The sequence below is a fragment of the Kitasatospora sp. NPDC032150 genome (genome assembly GCF_055579945.1).
The window spans coordinates 1-15414 of record NZ_JBVIMH010000016.1 but is presented as its reverse complement, the minus strand read 5'-3'; the positions used below and the strand labels follow the sequence as shown (position 1 = coordinate 15414).

Genomic DNA, 15414 nt, shown 5'->3' with positions numbered 1-15414 from the left:
CCCGTGCGAAGATCATCGAGGGTGGAACGCCGGCGTACCCGGCGGCGGAACGGGTCCCGGCAGGCGCGGGTCATCAGCCTCAAGGCCGGGTGATCCGCACTGCGGGACGGAGGTACTCGGCCACTTCCCGATCGAACGGTTCGATGCCGGGGGTGAGCATCGATGCGGCAGCTGCGGCCACCCCGAGCGCGCAGGCGTCGACCGGATCGTCGCCTTCGGCCAGCCGGGTGACGATTGCGGCGATCATGGCGTCCCCGGCCCCGGCGTCGCTGAGGGGCTCTCCGGGCGGTGGCGGCGCGTGCAGCTCCGTGTGCCCCTGACCGGTCGAGCACAGCGCGCCGAGTTCCCCGAGGGTGGTGATGGCGATCTCGGATGCTCCCGCGGCGAGCAACTGCTCGTTGACGGCGCGGGCGTCGTCGAAGCTCCGCACGGCCCGGCCGAGGAGGTAGGCGGCCTCGCTGCGGTTGCATCTGCGCAGGAAGACGGCCTCGTGCAGCGACTCGCGCAGGGCCGGTCCCGAGGTGTCCAGCACCAGTCTGGAGCCGGCTTCCCTGACCCGGCGGGCGACGGCCGTGTAGAAGTCGTCGCGCAGGCCGCCGGGCAGACTGCCACTGGCCACGACGTACCGGTGAGCGCCCGCCGCCCGCTCCAGCAGGTCCAGACAGCGCCGTCCCTCGTCGTCGTCGAGTCGCGGGCCGCCCGGCACGATGTGATAGCTGCGGCGTGACTCGGTCTCGAACAGCACGAACGCTTCGCGGGTTTCGCCTGCGATCCCGAGGGCGAGGTGGTCGATGCCCTCCTCGTCCAGTAGCCGGTTCAGGCGCTGGCCGATCTCCTGGCCGGCGGTGTGGACGGCCCTTGCCCGTCCCCCGAACCGCGCCACACCGCGGGCGACGTTGATCCCTCCGCCGCCGGCGGCCACGTACCTGACCCGGGCGCGGGTCTTGCCGATGTCCACCAGGTGGTCGACGTCGCAGCAGATGTCGACTGTGGGGTTCATCGTGAGGGTGAGAATCGGTGGCGTAGTCCCCGAGGGCGAGTTTCTTCCGCCGCTCCCCGCCGCTGGGCTGCCCGGTGCCCCGGCGACGCTCATCGCAGTGGCCCGGCGGTCGTTGTCACCACAGCCATCGCCTGGCGTCCCGTCTGCTCGGCACCAGTCCACTCGTTGTCGTACTCGGCCATGACTTTCAGAAGACCGTCGGTGACGTTGATGGTGGTCAGCGTGAGGTTGACGATGGATACCCGGACGTCCGCCACGCTGCCGATGCGTGCCGGCGGGCTGCCGGTCCCGGGGGCGACCGACCCCACGTCTCGGCCTTGACGCCGGTCGGCAGGACCGCCCGGTACTGGAAGCGACCGGTACGGCGCATGCCGTGGCTGCGTTGCCGGGGCGGTGTCGTACCGGTAGGTCATCGCGGCTCACCTTCGCGAAGCAGGTCACTTCCATCCTGAGCGGCCTGGACTCGTCCGGCGAGCGGAGCTTCAGGGGCCGGCTGACGCGACCGTGGAAAGCCGACGTGGCTCGCGGCCGTTGTCAGAACTCGCACACGTGCCCGCTGCAGCCCTCGCTGTAGTCCTCGTGGATCGCCACCGCCGCGCCGGGTGCCGTCCCGGGAGTGGCCAGTGTGAGCACCTGGCCCGGGCGGGTCCCGTAGCGGTAGACCGTGATAGGTCCTGCCGGAGCACACCGCCACAGTGGTCGGGGTGGATCTCGATCCTGCCATGGTGACCGGGGATGCGGGCCGGATTCAGGCGCAGCTGCTGGCCGACGGCAGGTCACCGGCGCCGCCACCACTGCGACCAACCCACCGCGCCTCACGCGGTACGCCACGGCCACCCGGCCCGGGCGGGCAGGTCCGGGCCGGATGGCTGACGCTGGTCAGTCGGGGTGTTCGTCAGCGGGTGCTTCCTCACCCTCCTGTGGTGGGCCTGCCGAGCGCCTGTCGGGTGGGTCTGTCGGCGTGTTGGGCTGGCGTGACCGCGTCCCGCTCCGGAACCGGCATGTGCTCCAGGGAGGCGTGTTCCAGCGGCTGTCGGGGTGCCAGGGGTGGCGGTCTTCCGTCGAGGATGGCGAGCACGACCTTCCCGTCCACCGTCTCCTCCGCGACGAGTAGCTCGGCCAGCTCGTCCAGTTGGCGGCGGTGTCCGCGCAGCAGGTCGAGCGCCCGTTGCTCGGCCTGCCTGAGCAGTCTCGCCACCTCTTCGTCGACCGTGCGCTGGGTCAGTTCGGAGTACGGCCGACGCAGCCGGTCCTCAGGGCTCTCGCCGGGGTACTGGGCGGTGCCGGCCGCGTACCCGACCGGGCCCAGGGCGGAGGACAGGCCGAACTCGCGCACCATGCGGGTGGCGACCGAGGTGGCGTTGGCCAGGTCGTTGGCCGCGCCGCTGGAACCCTCGCCGAAGACGAGTAGCTCCGCCGCCCGGCCGCCGAGTTGGACGGCGAGCAGGTCCTCCAGGACCAGGGCGGCCGGCAGCAGCCACCGCCGCCAACCCGGCTCCGGTGGCGGCGCGGGCTTCGGAGGATCGGGCGGGGGCCCGGGTTTGGCCCGGCCGGTGGGATGGCGCGTGGGGAAGCGGTTGTGTGCGATCGTCTCGTGCATTCGAGCCTCCTCCGCTCCCATGGTCCGCTCCGGGGCAGGTTGCGAGCAGGGCCGGTCGGCCTACCTGGCTGGGGCGCCCGGCCGTGTCCACCCGGCTGGCGCTCGAATCGGGCAGAGGTCGGCGGGACCATTGACGGAGCAGCTGCGGGCCCGCTCGGCGGCGCTTGACGAGCTGATGGCCTGCGGCGTCCTGGAGGACGCCACAGGCCCGGCCGGCCCGGACGACGTGCAGGTCGAGCTGGAGCGGATCAGCACGGACCGGGACGTGGAGCGGGAGCTGAAGCGGTTGGAGGCCAAGCTTCGGGCCGTCCCGGCCGCGGAGACCGAGAGGAGCACGGGCACCGGGCAGTCGGAGTCCGGCGGGGAGCCGTCGGTGTGATCGCGTAATGGAGGAGGGCGTGAATCGTCTCGCGGCCTGACCACCACACCAACGGTGTCCGTCAAAGCGGAGCAAGCTCATGGGGCATGTAGTTCGGGCCCTAGGGCCGTTCGGCCCTGGCACGCGGAAGGGGCGTGAGTAGCGTGGGAATTGGCCTGCAGGGCGAGCGAGGGAGCTCGGCCGGAGCGGTGCTGAATGGCCGACTGCGCTGTTCGGGGCCGACCTCGACGGCCGGGCTGAGAGGTCGGCGGGGTCGGCGGGACTCTGGTGGCGACCTCCATTACCTGATCCGGGCAATGCCGGCGAAGGGAGCCCACCTTGCAGGTTCGGCCTGGGGAAGGGAAGTCGGTCCCGCAGTCAACTGCGGGACCGACACCTGCGGTTGCGGTTCGGCTTGTGACTCCGGTGTTCGCCGGAGTGTTGCGCCCGGGTTCACGTCGTGGTGTGCGGGTAGCGCAGGAGGGCGCCGAGGCCATCGGGGAGGGGCAGTTCGTCGCGGGCGATGACGATGAGTTCCGCGCCGGTGCCGACGATGGCGCGGATGAGTGCGGCGTCGGCCGGTTCCTCCCAGGAGGGTTCGACGCCGAGGTACTGCATCTCTCCTTGGGTCAGGCCGATCTGCTTGGGGGTGAGGCCGACCCAAAGGCGCTGGTGCAGGTCGAACGGGTCGTTGATCAGGACGGCTTCGGCCTGGCCCTGGCGCAGCGCGGCGACGGTGTCCGCGAGCCCTTCGGTGGCGCCGCTGCGGCGGGCGCGGCGGGCCAGGAACCGCTCGACGGACGCGTGGTCGTGTGTGGACAGGCGGCCGCGGAAGAGGTAGTCGAGTTCGTCCTCCAGTAGGGCGCGTTCGGGTTGGGTGTCCCAGCCGTCGCTGTCGATGCCGACGAGCCGCTGCCGCAGGTGTTTGGGGAGCTCGCGGGCGAGGGTGTTGCGGGCCCAGTGGTCGCCGGACAGCACGATCGCCTCGGCACTGCTGCGATCGGCCAGGTCGGCGAGTTGGAAGGCGACCTCGGTGGCGGCCTGCCGCCATTCGTCGGCCGGTACCCGTCGGCTGGCGCGGTCCTCGGGTGCCACGCGGGCGGAGGGCCATCGCCCGGCCTGCAGGTCCACCTCGAACTCGGCCTCCCCGGAAGCTCTTTGGGGCTGGGCGACCCGGTGCACCGCAGCGGCCACGTACGGGATGTCCGGGGCGTGCTGTATGGCGAGGGGCATGGCGTCGGGCAGCATCGTGTATCGGGCAGTGTCTTGGGCGGGAGGTTTGGGCAGTTCCTCGGCGAGGGCGAGTCGTCCGTGTGCGGCGAAGATGGCCTGGCCATGCCGACCGGGCAGGTCGCGGTCGGTTCCGATGAGGCGGGTGAGGGTGCCGGTGGTGGCCATGTCGGCGCCCTGGGCGGCTAGTTCGGCCTGGAGGTGGCGGCGGCGCAGGTCGATGGCCCGGTCGGGGTCGTCCAGGTCGCGTGAGGTGTCGACGTAGGCGCAGGCGTAGGGGCCCTGCCGTGCGTACAGTGGGCCGAGGAAGGTCAGTTGCATGGTCGGTCTCCTCGGGGCCGGTGGCGGGTGGTGGGTTCTAGAGTCGTTGGGAGAGCAGGAGTTCGTGGGCCAGGCGGGCGGCGCGGGCCGGGCGATCGGGGTCGGGCTCCTGGTCGGGGATCTCTTCCATGCCCTGGATGAGGGCGCGGATCGCCTGGCCGAGGGCCTGGACCTGGGCTTCCAACATTTCCAGGCGCTCGACGGCGCTTTCGAGGTCGCGGCCGGGAGGGTGGAGACCGGTTGCCGGTGTCTGCTGTGTGGTGTGCTCGGTCATTGTCGGCTCCTGGGGGGAGAGCGCGGGGTCACTCGGCGGGGGTGATCAGTCCGTAGTGGCCGTCGTAGCGGTGGTAGAGGATGTTGCCGCGTCCGGTGGCGTCGTTGGCGAAGAAGACGAAGGGGAGGCCGGTGGCATCCAGCCGTTTCTTCGCCTCGGCCAGGTTCATCAGGGGTGCGGGGACAGGGCTCATGGCCAGTGGCACGGCGACGGTTCCGAGCTGTTCGGGACGCGGGTGGACCTGGGCGAGCCGGTAGCCGGTCGGTTCCGTGCGGTAGAGGACGCTGTCCTGGCCGGTGGTGAGGTCGGTGAAGAGGTGGAAGCCGTAGTCCATGGTCTCCATCTCGAAGGCGGCCTCGTCGGGCGTCTCGCGGGCCAGGGAGAACGACTTGTGCCGGATGACCTCGCGCTCCTCCACCGGGCGTGGGAAGTAGCCGGGCCGGTGCGTGGGTTCCTCTCCGTGCCGCCACTCGTGCGCGCTGGCCTTTGGCATACCTCCGCGCTGGGCTTCCCAGTGGCGGCGCAGCCGGGAAACCTGGAGGGCGAGGCGGTCGCGGAGCAGGTCGACGGCCTCGGTCATGGACTCGGCGGCGACGTGGGCCCGGGCGGGGCGTCCGTTGACGTCGAGGTTGGCCTGGGCGAGGCAGGGCCGCTCGGTGGCGGGATTGTGCGTGTGGGTGAGGCGGATCCGGGCGAACAGCACGGGTTCGCGGACCTCGTCGAGCAGGGCCAGCACCTTGGTGCGGGCGAGCTCCACCGTCCCGGGCGGCAGGTCGCCCTGGGCCTCGACCTGGATCTCGGGCTTTTCTCTGGTTACGGGTTCGTTCGCCATGGTTCTTCTCCGTTGTCATGCCCGCTCGACGTGGTGCGAGCGGTCACGTGTAGCGGGTCAGGCCGCCGATGCCCTGGGCGGGTGTGCCGGGGGTGCCGGGTGCAAGCACCCGCACCTCCGCGCCGGTGAGCAGTGCGGTGCGGACGGCGACATCGGCCAGTGGCGCCTGGATGAGGGGGCCGGTACCGGTGGAGAACGCGGTGCTGAGTTCGGCGATGTCGGTGGGGCCGGGACCGAACCAGGCGGTGCGGCGCGAGGCGGGGTCGTCGGTGATCAGCAGGGTGCGCAGTGCGCCGTCGCCGAGCGCGCGCAGAGTGGCGTAGATGCCCTCCACGGCGTGGCCCCGAGGGGAGAGCTGCTCGGCGTACGTGTGGAGCAGCGTTGTGGTCTCCTCCTGTCCGGCACGGTGGGTTTCGGCGTCGACCTGGGCCATGCGCTCGGGTGCGGCGCCGTCCGGGCTGCGGCTGCCGCTGACCGGGTGGATCGAGACGTCCTGCCGGATCCAGGCGGGAAGGTGTTTGGTGAGGTACTGCCGGGCGCGGACATCGCCGGCCAGCATCAGCACGTGCGCGTCCACCTCGGCCAGCGCTGTGCCGAGTGCCTCCGCGACCTTGACGGCGTTGTGCTCCCAGGAGTCCTCGGCCCGGTGCTGGTAGCGCATCTGGGACATGCCGCCGGGCTGGTTGCGCTCGATCTCGTCGTCCGGACCGGTGACCGTGCGGCCGGTCCCTTCGGTGGCCCCGGTGGGGTAGAGCCGCAGATCCGCGCCGGTGCGGTCGACCACGGCGACCACGTGGGCCGGGTGATCCTGGCGCCAGGCCAGCAGCGGCAGCAGATGCGGCAGTGGCCCGTGCAGAGCCAGATCGGCCTGCTCACAGCCGGGCAGCACGGCCGAATGCTGCACCTCGCCGCCCGCGGCGAAGGCCGCCAGCACGCCGGAGCCTGGCTGCGCGGACAGGAAGACCCGGGTGAGGGCGTCCAGGTCGTGGACCCCGGCCCCTCGGGCGGCGAGCTCGCGGAGGTGAGCCTGCCAGCGTTCCGCCGCGTCAAGGCCCAGCTCCGGACGCGCTTCGAGGTCGAAGTAGACCGACAGGAAAGGGCCGGGCGCGGTGAACAGCTCTCGCAGGGCTTCGGAGCGGGTCTCGGTTCCGGTGGTCATGAGAGCCCTCCTCGAAGAGGGATACGGAGGAACATCGGCGATCTCGGTGGACCAGGCCCTGGCGGCACTGGTGCGAAGCCCACCTTGGCTGCCAACCCGGGCACGTACGGCTGCTGTTCGATGCGGAGGGCGGCTGCGAGCTCATGCCTCTTCGCCTGCGCTCTTGTGGACGACGACGACCGGGCAGGTCGCGTGATGCACGCAGTGCTGGCTCACCGAGCCGAGCAGGGCCCCGGTGAAGCCGCCCAGGCCCCGGCTGCCCAGGACCAGCAGGTCCGCACCGTGTGCCCGCTCCAGCAGCACCGCGGCGGCGTTGCCGGGCACCGCGCTCTGCCGGATCTCCACCGGCGGCTCCGGCCCGGCCGCCTCCTCCACCGCGCCGGCCAGCACGTTCTCGGCCGTGTGGTCGAGCTGCGGATCACGCTTGGTCATGGCCCAGCCGTAGACCGTCGGATAGATCCACGCGATCACGGCGTCCACGACGGCCCCGGTGAGCCGGGCCTGCTCGATCGCCCACCGAAGCGCCTGCTTCGACAGCGCCGAGCCGTCCACGCCCACCACGATCCGGTGTTCTGATCCGGCCGCGTTGCCCATGTCGTACCTCGCTCCGTTTCGACACCACCACCGTGCCCAGCAGGTCCGGCCCGGTCCAAGGCCCGGTCGCCTCCCTTGCCTGGGCCACTCGGCCCTGCCAGGCGGCTTCTCGTGATCGGATGGACGGGACTACTGGGCCGCGCCTCCGGCCTGCCAGTCGAGCAGGCCCCGCAGGCGGCGCCCGGATCGCAGACCAGGGTGGTCGAGACCGTCGAAGGAGCCGCACCGATGCTCGGCTCCGTGCCGGCCTGAGAACCCATGGTCCGTTCGACCGCGTGGTAGCGCCACCGCTCGCCGATGAAGCGATCGCCGTCCCTCAGTGGAGGCGCCCAGCAGCCGGAGCGTGACCAGCGGCAGTGCTCCGGACGGCGCCGCATCGTGGTGAAGGTTCTACCAGGGCCGTACGCCGCCTTCCCTGAAACCACTGAAGGGGCAAAGCAGTTGATTCGGGGTTTGGAGCATCCGCATCCCGAGCGGTTGTGCCGGGCCGAGGCGCATCGGATACAGCTCGGGACCGGGTTGCCCGCGATGGTGGGCGGGTCGAGCCTGGAGGAGCGGGGTGTGTCTGCGGCCTTCGGGGGCAGACGGAGCGGGAGGTTCATCGCTGGTGACTGGGCGGCAGCGTTCCGGTAGCGGCCACCAGGCTGTGCCGCACACGGCGGACATGCGGGTGGAGGCGTGGTCGCCGACGGTGGAGGGCTGTATCGGTGAGGCGGTGCGCGCGGTGGTCGACGGCTTCGCCGACACTTCCGAGGCCCGGCCGGTCGGGGACCGGGAGTGCACGGTGACGACGAAGAGCGACGAGGATCTGCTGGTGTCCGTGTTGGAGGAGGTCATCTACCGGATGGACGCCGACGGCGAGATCCCCCTGGACACGCGGATGGGAGCGATCCAGGACACGGCGGGCGGCCGCAGCCTGTCGGTCCGGTTCCGCATGGCGGACGCCGACACCGCCGCCCTGGTCGGAGCGGTGCCCAAGGCCGTCTCACTCAACGACCTGCACCTGTGGGGCGACGCCAGCGGCTGGACCTGCCAGGTGACCCTCGACGTCTGAGCACACCACGCAGGTGTTCGCCTCGAAGGAGTTGCTGCCGCAGGCGGCGGGCGACAGGGCGTTGGAACAGGTGGCCAATGTGGCGACCCTGCCCGGTATCGTCCGCGCCTCCCTCGCCGTGCGTTACGTGCACTGGGGTTACGGTTTCCCGATCGGCGGAGTGGCCGCCGCCGACATCCGGTCGGCAGAGCCGCCCGCAGAGGCGGTGTTCCGCGATGTCCGCGTGCCCGTGCGGTGGTCGCGGGCAAGTTCCGCAGTCCCGAGGAGGGCTGGTCATGGTTCGTTGACCGGATCGACGCCGGGCGGCGGCTGGCCGCGCGGCTGAGGCATCTTGCGGGTGAGGACGTGGTGGTCCTCGGTCTTCCGCGCGGCGGGGTGCCGGTGGCGGCGGAGGTGGCGAACGTGCTCGGCGCGCCGCTGGACGTGATCGTGGTCCGCAAACTCGGCGTGCCGTTCCAGCCGGAGCTGGGCATGGGCGCCATCGGTGGGGACGGGGTGCGCGTCATCAACGAGGAAGTGATGCACGCGACGCGGACCTCCCGGGACGATCTGGCCCAGGTCGAGGAGCGCGAGAGAACAGAGCTGAACCGCCGGGCGCGGCGAGACCGACGCGGTCGTCAACGCACCGACCTCAGAGGCCGGACGGTGGTGGTCGTCGACAACGGCGTCGCCACCGGGTCGACAGCCCGGGCAGCTTGCCTGATCGCCCGGGGCCAGGGCGCGGCCCGGGTCGTGCTCGCCGTCCCCGTCGCACCCCCGGGCTGGACCAGCGAGCTCGGGGACACCGCCGACGAATTATTGGCACTGGAAACACCACGGGGGTTCTTCAGGATCGGGCAGTTCTACGAGGACTTCGCCCAGACCACCGACGCCGAGGTCATCGCCTGCCTCGACCAGGCGGGCACCCGGACCGGTGGCACAGTGCCGCCCGACCCCGCCCCGCGGAGACCGGAGCGGACCGCCGCGCCGCCGGCCCCCGACCCGGAAGTCGACGTGCAAGCGGGACCGGTGCGGCTAGGCGGCCAACTCGCCATCCCCCAGGGGGCGGTGGGGATCGTGGTGGTAGGTCGGCTTTCCCCGTGCGGACGTCTCCTCGGTCCCCGGGTGCGGTTAGTGGTGGACGTGCGCGTCGGGCCGGGGATGAACACCGAGACATGTCCCGTGTCCGACCAGCGCACATCGTACGGCGGGCTGCCGTCGGCGTGGTGCAGTGCGACGATCTCTCCGTCACGACGTGCTGTTCCGGGGCGGGTGCCCTCTATGATGATCCGGTCTCCGACTGCGGCCTTCATCTCATACTCCTGGGTGTTCGAGGCGCACGTGCGGGCGGCGGTGCCTGCGGGAGACGGATGGTCCGGCCGGTGACGGCAGAGGGTGTGATCCCAATCCACAGGTTGCGTTCACCGCCCGCCCATGGGTCCGGATCGCACTGGGGCGTCAGCTGCTCGATGGCTTCCGTATCGTCGATGCGGGCCGCCGTGCCCGAGACCAGGACGCTCCATCCAGAGCGCAGGGCCTCGTCGATGTGGTCCACCTCGAAGCACACCCGGTTATCGGCGGCGTTTGCCGGGGTGCTCCCGGCGCCGGTGCGGTAGACGACTGTGCCCTCGTGGATCCGGTAGTTGACCGGCAGTACGACGGGACCGCTGTCGGTCGACAGGGCCACCCGGCCGATGCCGCCGGGCGCCAGCTTCGCCCAGCATTCCTCTGCCGGAAGCTCCTCCAGTTCGGGATGCGCCGCCGAGGACCCCCGGCCGGGTGGCACATCCACTCCCCAGCCCAACAGTTCCCGGGTGGACGTGCCGAGCGCTCCGGAGAGCCGGGTGAGGGTGACGATATCGGGCGCACTGGGCGAGGATTCCACGTACTCCACATAGCCGACCGCCATGCCCGCCCGGTCGGCCACGTCCTTGCGGCTGAGTCCCAGCAGCTGCCTGCGCTCGGCGACTCGCCTGCCCAGGTCTCCGGGCTGGGTGGGCGGAGGCTCGACCTTCTTTTCGTTTCCTTCATGAAGACCATCTCCTTCGTCACGGCGGGCCAGGGGCGCGACGACTCACTGCGGGCTACGGGCGTGACGACGAGCTGACAGCCGCTGTCACCGGGCCGGGCGGTCAGCCGTGCAGGGGCGGTTCGTTGGCGGCGGCGTCGGTGGTACCGGCGTGGAGCAGCTGGTTTCCGAGGTCGACCAGGGCGCGTCCGGCGGCGTACTCGTCGCCGATCTCCGGTACGGGCGGGTCGTGCGGGTTGCGGTGGGCGGTGGTGCGGCTTTCCAACCGGTTGTCGCCGGTGTCGAGTACGGCGTGCACCTTTGTGACGTCGTCCTCCTCGAAGAGGTCCAGGTGAAGGGTCCACCGTTTGGTACGGAACCTCCGGGCCGTGGTGTTCGTGCTCATGTCCAGGCCTGTCCTTTCAGCGGGTCGGTGAGGGTGTCGTCCTGGGGGAAGGCCCGGTCGGCGTCCGGCCTGCGGTCGCCGACCGGGGCCGCCGTCGCTACGGGTGCGGGCTCGGCGGTTTTGGTGGGCCGGCGCTCCTGGTCGACGAAGCGGGACAGGGCCCTTGCACTCTCGAGGAACTGGGCGGGGAAGACGATGGTGGAGTTCTTCTCGGCGGCGATCTCGGCCAGGATCTGCAGGTTGCGCAGTTGGAGGGCGATCGGGTGGTCGGCGATGACGTCGGCGGCCTCGGCGAGGCGGTCCGCGCTGAGGGCCTCGCCCTCGGCGGCGATGATCTTGGCGCGCTTCTCGCGTTCGGCCTCGGCCTGCCGGGCCATCGCCCGCTGCATGGTGGTCGGCAGCTCGATGTCCTTCAGTTCCACCAGCAGGACGAGCACGCCCCACTGCTGGGTCAGGCCGTCGAGGATCTCCTTGATCTGTTGGTTGAGGGTTTCGGTGTCGGTGAGCACCCGGTCGAGCAGGGACTGGCCGACCACGTTGCGGACGGTGGTCTGGGCGATCTGACCGATCGCGCTGGCGACGTCCTCGATCTCCACGATGGACTTCACCGGGTCGACCCGGCGGAAGTAGGCGACCGCGGCGACGCCGATGGAGACGTTGTCCCGGGTGATGACCTGCTGGGAGGGGATCGGCATGGTCACCGTCCGCAGGCTGACCTTCCACATCCGGTCGGCCAGCGGGATCATGAACCGGATCCCGGGGTTGCGCACTCCGCGCAGTCGGCCGAGCCGGAACACCACGCCCCGCTCGTACTGTCGCACGATCGCGACTCCCAGATTCGGCATGCCAACCACCCTCTACAACTCGGGAGTGTCTTCAGCGTGCGGCAGGTCCGCCGGAGCGGGCTTGGGCCCACCGGCCCCAACCCGCGAGACGGACGGGCACGAATGCCGAACGGGCCGAGGACAGGCAGAGGGATGGGCCAGCAGTGTTGATATGCCACTTGTATCCGTACCGTGGAAGGCGGCGCGGGTGCGCGACGAGGTCGGCAGGAGGTAGCCGGGGGGCTTGCGTTGTCCGCGAACGGTCCCGCCTCCCAGACCCGTCCTGAGGAAGCCAAGCGGGCCCGGCGTTCAGCCCCGAGGCATTCTCCGGGGCCGGGCACCCGGCCCCACGCCGCCGTTGGGGCGGCTCTGCCGCGAAGGCACGGAGGTTCTCGGCCGGTGGGGGGTGGCGATCAGCCGCTGGACGGCAAGTTCGTGCAAGCCGGCACAGGCCGGCCTACGCGCGCCGCCGCAAGGGCGTCCGGCCGGCTCGGCGAGCAATCGGACGTCGGTGAACCGCGTCCACCATCGTCCGTTCCGATCGGGTCGCGCCGGGGACGTCAGGTGCCGCTGGTTATCTCGACGGGCGTGGCTGCTTCGTCTCCGTCGCGGGCAGGGGTGCTTTCACGGTCAGCAAACTGCTCATCGGGGGACACGCGCAGCTCGAAGGGGAAGTCCTCGAACAGGTCCGGGAACGAGGGCCACCAGTGCGCGCCTGCGCAGCAGCTCACCGGCCATCGTCGTCCTCCTCCTCACCCGAACGCACACTCCCTCCATCCCGAGGTGCCGTCCCAGCCTCCGGGATGGGAACGGCGGCCCGAGTACGCCCGCAACCCGGTAACTTCGGCCGGGTCTGCGTGAACGTGGAAACCGAGCCGAGCAAGATGCGGACCCGGGCTGCGAGTCGACTGCTCCGGGCAGGCAGTTCTTCCCGGCCCCGGGTAGAACGGTCCCATCAGGTGCCGTCGACACCGCAGCCCGTTTCGGCGGCGCGCCGATCCTGCGCCCTCCCCGAGGAGGTTCCCGTGGCAACCGACTACGACGCCCCGCGCCGCAGCGATATGGACGAGGAGACGGACAGCCTCGAAGAACTCAAGGACCGTCGAGAGCAGCGGCTCCCTGGGGCAGCCGGCGAGGAGGCCGAGGAACCCGAATCGGTGGAGCTGCCCGGCGCGGATCTCTCCAACGAGGAGCTCACCGTCCCGGTCGAACCGCCGAGGCCGGACGAGTTCGTCTGCGCGGTCTGCTTCATGGTCCACCACCGCAGCCAGCTCGTCGGCCGGACCACGGACGGCCAGCTCGTCTGCCGCGACTGCCAGGCATGACGGGCCTGGCGGTGGCGGGCCCCCGCAAGGGCCGATGGTCGGGGTGCTCGGACAGGTACAGGTCGCGGTAGAGCTCGCCGCGTACGCTGATCGCGGCCCCGAGCAGGGTGCGCATGCGTGGGCGGCCGGGCGGGAAACCCGCCGAAGCCTGTCGTTCGCGCTCTCGGGCGCTGAAGCACGACTCGGGCGCGTCCTGCTCGGCTCGCCGGTGGAGCGCGGGGTGTGCAGCATGGAAGCAGTCCGAGACTGCTGTTTCGCGGAGGTGAGTTGCGATGACGCTGCCTGTGCACTACCGGCCCGGCAGGCTGCTGGAGCGGGCGCTGCCCGCCTGGCCCGAACCTATGGCCACCGAGTTCAACGACATGTTCGAGCGCATGGAGAGGCTGCTGCAGTCGGCCGCCGCCAGGCCCTCCATGGCCGGGCCGATGCTCTGGGCACCGTCGGCCGACCTGTGCGAGACCGACACGGCCTATGTGATCGAGGCCGAACTGCCCGGCATCCGGAACGAGGACATCGACGTCGAGATCAGCGAACGGGAGCTGTGCATCACCGGGGAGTACAAGGAGCGCGAACGCGAGGGCGTGCTGCGCCGCGGTACCCGTCGCACCGGGCGCTTCGAGTACCGGGCCCTGCTGCCCGCCGAGGTGAAGGCCGAGGACGTCAGCGCGAGCCTGGCCGACGGTGTGCTGACAGTGACCGTCCCGAAGGCCGAGGCCGCCAAGCCGCGGCATGTCGAGGTGACCACCACAACGTGATGTCCCGCCGCAGGGTTGGGTGGGACGGCCGACCGCCCCATCCTGCGCAGCGCGCGGCATGTGCGCGGACGGGAGGACGTCGGACGACGGCGACCGCCTCGCGGCGGGAGAGCGGTGCCCATCACGGTCAGGACTGGTCAAGTGGGCTGACTGGTCCGCTATGGCGTCAACGATGCATGCAGCGGCTGTTGCCAGCGGCGGCGCCCCTAACGCGCCCACCGCACGGCGGTGCCCAGGACACACCCAAGGGGCTGTCCCGGGCGCCCGTCCCGAGTGTGTTCGTCGGCATGGTCACGATTGATCATCTTTTCGGCAGTAATGTCTGGCCGCCGCGTGTCGGTGCAATAAGGTCGGGCATGCGCGCTTTGAGTAGCTCAGCGCGTTCCCGCCGGCCTTCGCCAGTCTCCCCCCGTACTGGCGAAGGCCGGTGTTTTTACGTGGGCATGGGGCCGAGTCCGGCCCAGGCGGAGATGCCGGGCTGGATCGAGCGCGACTAGTCACAGACCACCAGGCCGGACGGTCGCATGCCAGCCGCACGGCGTCTGACGATCGACAGTAGTTCGTCGTTGGCGAACCGCCCGGCGGCGGCGAGTCCGGGCAGATGCTGACCTCGTCGGCCGAGTCGGTTGGCGGGTGGCGCTTCGGGGGCTTTGCCGGTGTCGCACGCTCATGCGCCGTTCCACCCGTCCCGCCCCCCGGTCGTTCCCGGCGCTCTGCGCACCGAATGATCCCGCCTGGGGTGCCGTGAAGCTGTCGGTGGTTGCCGCGTCCTGGTTCAGCGTGCGGCGTGGGCTCCAGTGCGGGAGACGGTCAGGATCGGTTCGAGAACTCCGGTGCGCAGGCGTGCCACGAGCGGGACGGCGATGCGGCCGAGGAGTCGGCTGGTGAGGAAGGCGACGGGCAGGGCAAGGATGACGGCGCCGATGACGTCGTGGGGGTAGTGGTCGCCGAGGTAGACCCGGGTGAAGCCCTCGAAGAGGGCGAATGCCGCGGCGATCAGCGACAGGCGTCGGTCGAGCAGCCACAGCGCCGCCACCGTGGCGAAGGCGGTGGTGCTGTGGCCGCTGGGAAAGGCGTAGTCGCTGCGGACGGGACAGGAGTCGACGAAGAAGTCGTGCGGCAGCGAGTAGCACGGACGGACCTCGGCGACCAGCTTCTTGGCGACCTCGGCCACGGCGAATGCGAAGGCGACGGCCACCGGGGCGGCCAGGGCGAGGGTCATGGTGCGAGTATCGCGGCGGCGGGCGTTCCACCAGCCGATCAGCATGAGGATCGCGAACACGCCCAGGCCCGCATTGGTCCACAGGGCGATCGGCGTGTTGAGCCACTTCGTGTCGCGCGCGAAGCCGGTGACAGTGGTGAACAGCGAGCCGTCGATGCCGGAGCCGTCGAAGGCGAGCAGGGCCGGGGGGGTTGCTGTCATGAGGCGGGTCTCTCCTGAACGGTCGGGGCCTGCTGTCTCCGGGTGGGACCGCGGCCGTCAGCCACTCCGCCGCAGCGGCTCAGAGTGGTGCGGGAGGTTCCCCCGGTGGGCGGCCGCCGCTCGGCGCCCGCACCCGGGGAGCGCATGGCGGCTCGGCGGCGAGCCGTACCTCTACAACTAGTGCCGCATCAGGCAACGTTCGCCCCGTTGTGACGTGCCGTCCGGTTGCTGCCTTGGGCATGGCCGGGCGGTCACAATGATCACGTGGCTGA

The 15414-nt window shown here is 70.9% G+C and carries 19 protein-coding genes and 1 pseudogene; 7 read left to right on the top strand and 13 right to left on the bottom strand.

The window, feature by feature from the left end; translation table 11 throughout:
- Positions 1-79: 79 nt before the first annotated feature.
- From ACZ5ON_RS19855 to ACZ5ON_RS19845, 3 genes are all read right to left on the bottom strand, one after another.
- Entirely contained in the window at positions 80-1093 is a 1014-nt protein-coding gene (locus ACZ5ON_RS19855; RefSeq protein WP_465593941.1) for a 1-phosphofructokinase family hexose kinase, read from the bottom strand.
- Entirely contained in the window at positions 1090-1413 is a 324-nt protein-coding gene (locus ACZ5ON_RS19850; protein WP_465593938.1) for a hypothetical protein, read from the bottom strand. The genes ACZ5ON_RS19855 and ACZ5ON_RS19850 overlap by 4 nt, the downstream gene beginning before the upstream one ends.
- Positions 1414-1910: 497 nt before the next feature.
- On the bottom strand, positions 1911-2600 hold the full coding sequence (locus tag ACZ5ON_RS19845; RefSeq protein WP_465593936.1) for a hypothetical protein: 690 nt from the start codon (positions 2598-2600) through the stop codon (positions 1911-1913).
- Positions 2601-2730: 130 nt separating this feature from the next.
- Between ACZ5ON_RS19845 and ACZ5ON_RS19840 the strand changes: the two genes are divergently transcribed.
- Positions 2731-2979: a hypothetical protein gene (locus ACZ5ON_RS19840; protein WP_465593933.1), complete on the top strand. Its 249-nt coding sequence runs from the start codon at positions 2731-2733 to the stop codon at positions 2977-2979.
- Positions 2980-3411: 432 nt separating this feature from the next.
- Here ACZ5ON_RS19840 and ACZ5ON_RS19835 read toward each other — a convergent pair whose 3' ends face one another.
- The 5 genes from ACZ5ON_RS19835 to ACZ5ON_RS19815 form a co-directional block, all read right to left on the bottom strand.
- Positions 3412-4509 (bottom strand): baeRF2 domain-containing protein, encoded by a 1098-nt coding sequence (locus ACZ5ON_RS19835; RefSeq protein ID WP_465593930.1) that lies wholly within the window; start codon positions 4507-4509, stop codon positions 3412-3414.
- Positions 4510-4546: 37 nt separating this feature from the next.
- A complete protein-coding gene (locus ACZ5ON_RS19830) occupies positions 4547-4783 on the bottom strand; it encodes a hypothetical protein (protein WP_465593927.1) in 237 nt (78 codons plus the stop codon).
- A 28-nt stretch (positions 4784-4811) separates the two neighbouring features.
- Positions 4812-5615: a sigma 54 modulation/S30EA ribosomal C-terminal domain-containing protein gene (locus ACZ5ON_RS19825; protein WP_465593924.1), complete on the bottom strand. Its 804-nt coding sequence runs from the start codon at positions 5613-5615 to the stop codon at positions 4812-4814.
- Between the two features lie 43 nt (positions 5616-5658).
- A complete protein-coding gene (locus tag ACZ5ON_RS19820) occupies positions 5659-6774 on the bottom strand; it encodes a baeRF2 domain-containing protein (protein WP_465593921.1) in 1116 nt (371 codons plus the stop codon).
- A 141-nt stretch (positions 6775-6915) separates the two neighbouring features.
- Entirely contained in the window at positions 6916-7368 is a 453-nt protein-coding gene (locus tag ACZ5ON_RS19815; protein WP_465593918.1) for a universal stress protein, read from the bottom strand.
- Between the two features lie 111 nt (positions 7369-7479).
- Between ACZ5ON_RS19815 and ACZ5ON_RS19810 the strand changes: the two genes are divergently transcribed.
- The 4 genes and pseudogenes from ACZ5ON_RS19810 to ACZ5ON_RS19795 form a co-directional block, all read left to right on the top strand.
- A complete protein-coding gene (locus ACZ5ON_RS19810; protein WP_465593915.1) occupies positions 7480-7620 on the top strand; it encodes a hypothetical protein in 141 nt (46 codons plus the stop codon).
- A 355-nt stretch (positions 7621-7975) separates the two neighbouring features.
- A complete protein-coding gene (locus tag ACZ5ON_RS19805) occupies positions 7976-8422 on the top strand; it encodes an archease (RefSeq protein WP_465593912.1) in 447 nt (148 codons plus the stop codon).
- Between the two features lie 13 nt (positions 8423-8435).
- Positions 8436-8747: an RtcB family protein gene (locus ACZ5ON_RS19800; protein ID WP_465593909.1), complete on the top strand. Its 312-nt coding sequence runs from the start codon at positions 8436-8438 to the stop codon at positions 8745-8747.
- Positions 8657-9127 (top strand): annotated as a pseudogene (locus ACZ5ON_RS19795) (phosphoribosyltransferase); the annotation flags it as partial. The gene ACZ5ON_RS19800 and the pseudogene ACZ5ON_RS19795, both read left to right, overlap by 91 nt.
- Positions 9128-9264: 137 nt before the next feature.
- Here ACZ5ON_RS19795 and ACZ5ON_RS19790 read toward each other — a convergent pair.
- The 4 genes from ACZ5ON_RS19790 to ACZ5ON_RS19775 form a co-directional block, all read right to left on the bottom strand.
- Positions 9265-9714 carry a DUF1918 domain-containing protein gene (locus ACZ5ON_RS19790; protein WP_465594384.1) on the bottom strand — a complete coding sequence of 150 codons (450 nt, stop codon included), beginning with the start codon at positions 9712-9714 and terminating at the stop codon, positions 9265-9267.
- Positions 9711-10382, bottom strand: coding sequence for a helix-turn-helix domain-containing protein (locus ACZ5ON_RS19785; RefSeq protein WP_465594381.1), 672 nt, complete (start codon positions 10380-10382; stop codon positions 9711-9713). Before ACZ5ON_RS19785 ends, ACZ5ON_RS19790 begins: the two co-directional genes overlap by 4 nt.
- A gap of 151 nt (positions 10383-10533) precedes the next feature.
- The gene (locus tag ACZ5ON_RS19780) at positions 10534-10815 is read right to left on the bottom strand and encodes a dsRBD fold-containing protein (protein ID WP_465593906.1); all 282 of its coding nucleotides are present in this window, start codon (positions 10813-10815) and stop codon (positions 10534-10536) included.
- Complete coding sequence (locus tag ACZ5ON_RS19775) at positions 10812-11660, bottom strand: slipin family protein (RefSeq protein WP_465593903.1); 849 nt, start codon at positions 11658-11660, stop codon at positions 10812-10814. Before ACZ5ON_RS19775 ends, ACZ5ON_RS19780 begins: the two co-directional genes overlap by 4 nt.
- Before the next feature lie 1004 nt (positions 11661-12664).
- On the opposite strand from ACZ5ON_RS19775, the gene ACZ5ON_RS19770 reads away from it, so the two are divergent.
- The gene (locus ACZ5ON_RS19770; protein ID WP_465593901.1) at positions 12665-12964 is read left to right on the top strand and encodes a DUF4193 family protein; all 300 of its coding nucleotides are present in this window, start codon (positions 12665-12667) and stop codon (positions 12962-12964) included.
- 272 nt (positions 12965-13236) lie between these two features.
- A complete protein-coding gene (locus tag ACZ5ON_RS19765) occupies positions 13237-13719 on the top strand; it encodes an Hsp20/alpha crystallin family protein (protein WP_465593898.1) in 483 nt (160 codons plus the stop codon).
- Between the two features lie 775 nt (positions 13720-14494).
- On the opposite strand, the gene ACZ5ON_RS19760 is transcribed toward ACZ5ON_RS19765, so the two are convergent.
- Positions 14495-15142, bottom strand: a complete 648-nt coding sequence (locus ACZ5ON_RS19760; RefSeq protein WP_465593895.1) for a phosphatase PAP2 family protein — start codon at positions 15140-15142, stop codon at positions 14495-14497.
- Positions 15143-15414 lie beyond the last annotated feature (272 nt).

Bases quoted from the DNA above. Each gene is read 5' to 3' on its own strand.
- ACZ5ON_RS19845 (WP_465593936.1), bottom strand. From the start codon at position 2,600: ATGCACGAGACGATCGCACACAACCGCTTCCCCACGCGCCATCCCACC.
- ACZ5ON_RS19765 (WP_465593898.1), top strand. From the start codon at position 13,237: ATGACGCTGCCTGTGCACTACCGGCCCGGCAGGCTGCTGGAGCGGGCG.
- ACZ5ON_RS19775 (WP_465593903.1), bottom strand. From the start codon at position 11,660: ATGCCGAATCTGGGAGTCGCGATCGTGCGACAGTACGAGCGGGGCGTG.
- ACZ5ON_RS19855 (WP_465593941.1), bottom strand. From the start codon at position 1,093: ATGAGCGTCGCCGGGGCACCGGGCAGCCCAGCGGCGGGGAGCGGCGGA.
- ACZ5ON_RS19835 (WP_465593930.1), bottom strand. From the start codon at position 4,509: ATGCAACTGACCTTCCTCGGCCCACTGTACGCACGGCAGGGCCCCTAC.
- ACZ5ON_RS19790 (WP_465594384.1), bottom strand. From the start codon at position 9,714: ATGAAGGCCGCAGTCGGAGACCGGATCATCATAGAGGGCACCCGCCCC.
- ACZ5ON_RS19815 (WP_465593918.1), bottom strand. From the start codon at position 7,368: ATGGGCAACGCGGCCGGATCAGAACACCGGATCGTGGTGGGCGTGGAC.
- ACZ5ON_RS19760 (WP_465593895.1), bottom strand. From the start codon at position 15,142: ATGACAGCAACCCCCCCGGCCCTGCTCGCCTTCGACGGCTCCGGCATC.
- ACZ5ON_RS19820 (WP_465593921.1), bottom strand. From the start codon at position 6,774: ATGACCACCGGAACCGAGACCCGCTCCGAAGCCCTGCGAGAGCTGTTC.
- ACZ5ON_RS19825 (WP_465593924.1), bottom strand. From the start codon at position 5,615: ATGGCGAACGAACCCGTAACCAGAGAAAAGCCCGAGATCCAGGTCGAG.
- ACZ5ON_RS19850 (WP_465593938.1), bottom strand. From the start codon at position 1,413: ATGACCTACCGGTACGACACCGCCCCGGCAACGCAGCCACGGCATGCG.
- ACZ5ON_RS19830 (WP_465593927.1), bottom strand. From the start codon at position 4,783: ATGACCGAGCACACCACACAGCAGACACCGGCAACCGGTCTCCACCCT.
- ACZ5ON_RS19780 (WP_465593906.1), bottom strand. From the start codon at position 10,815: ATGAGCACGAACACCACGGCCCGGAGGTTCCGTACCAAACGGTGGACC.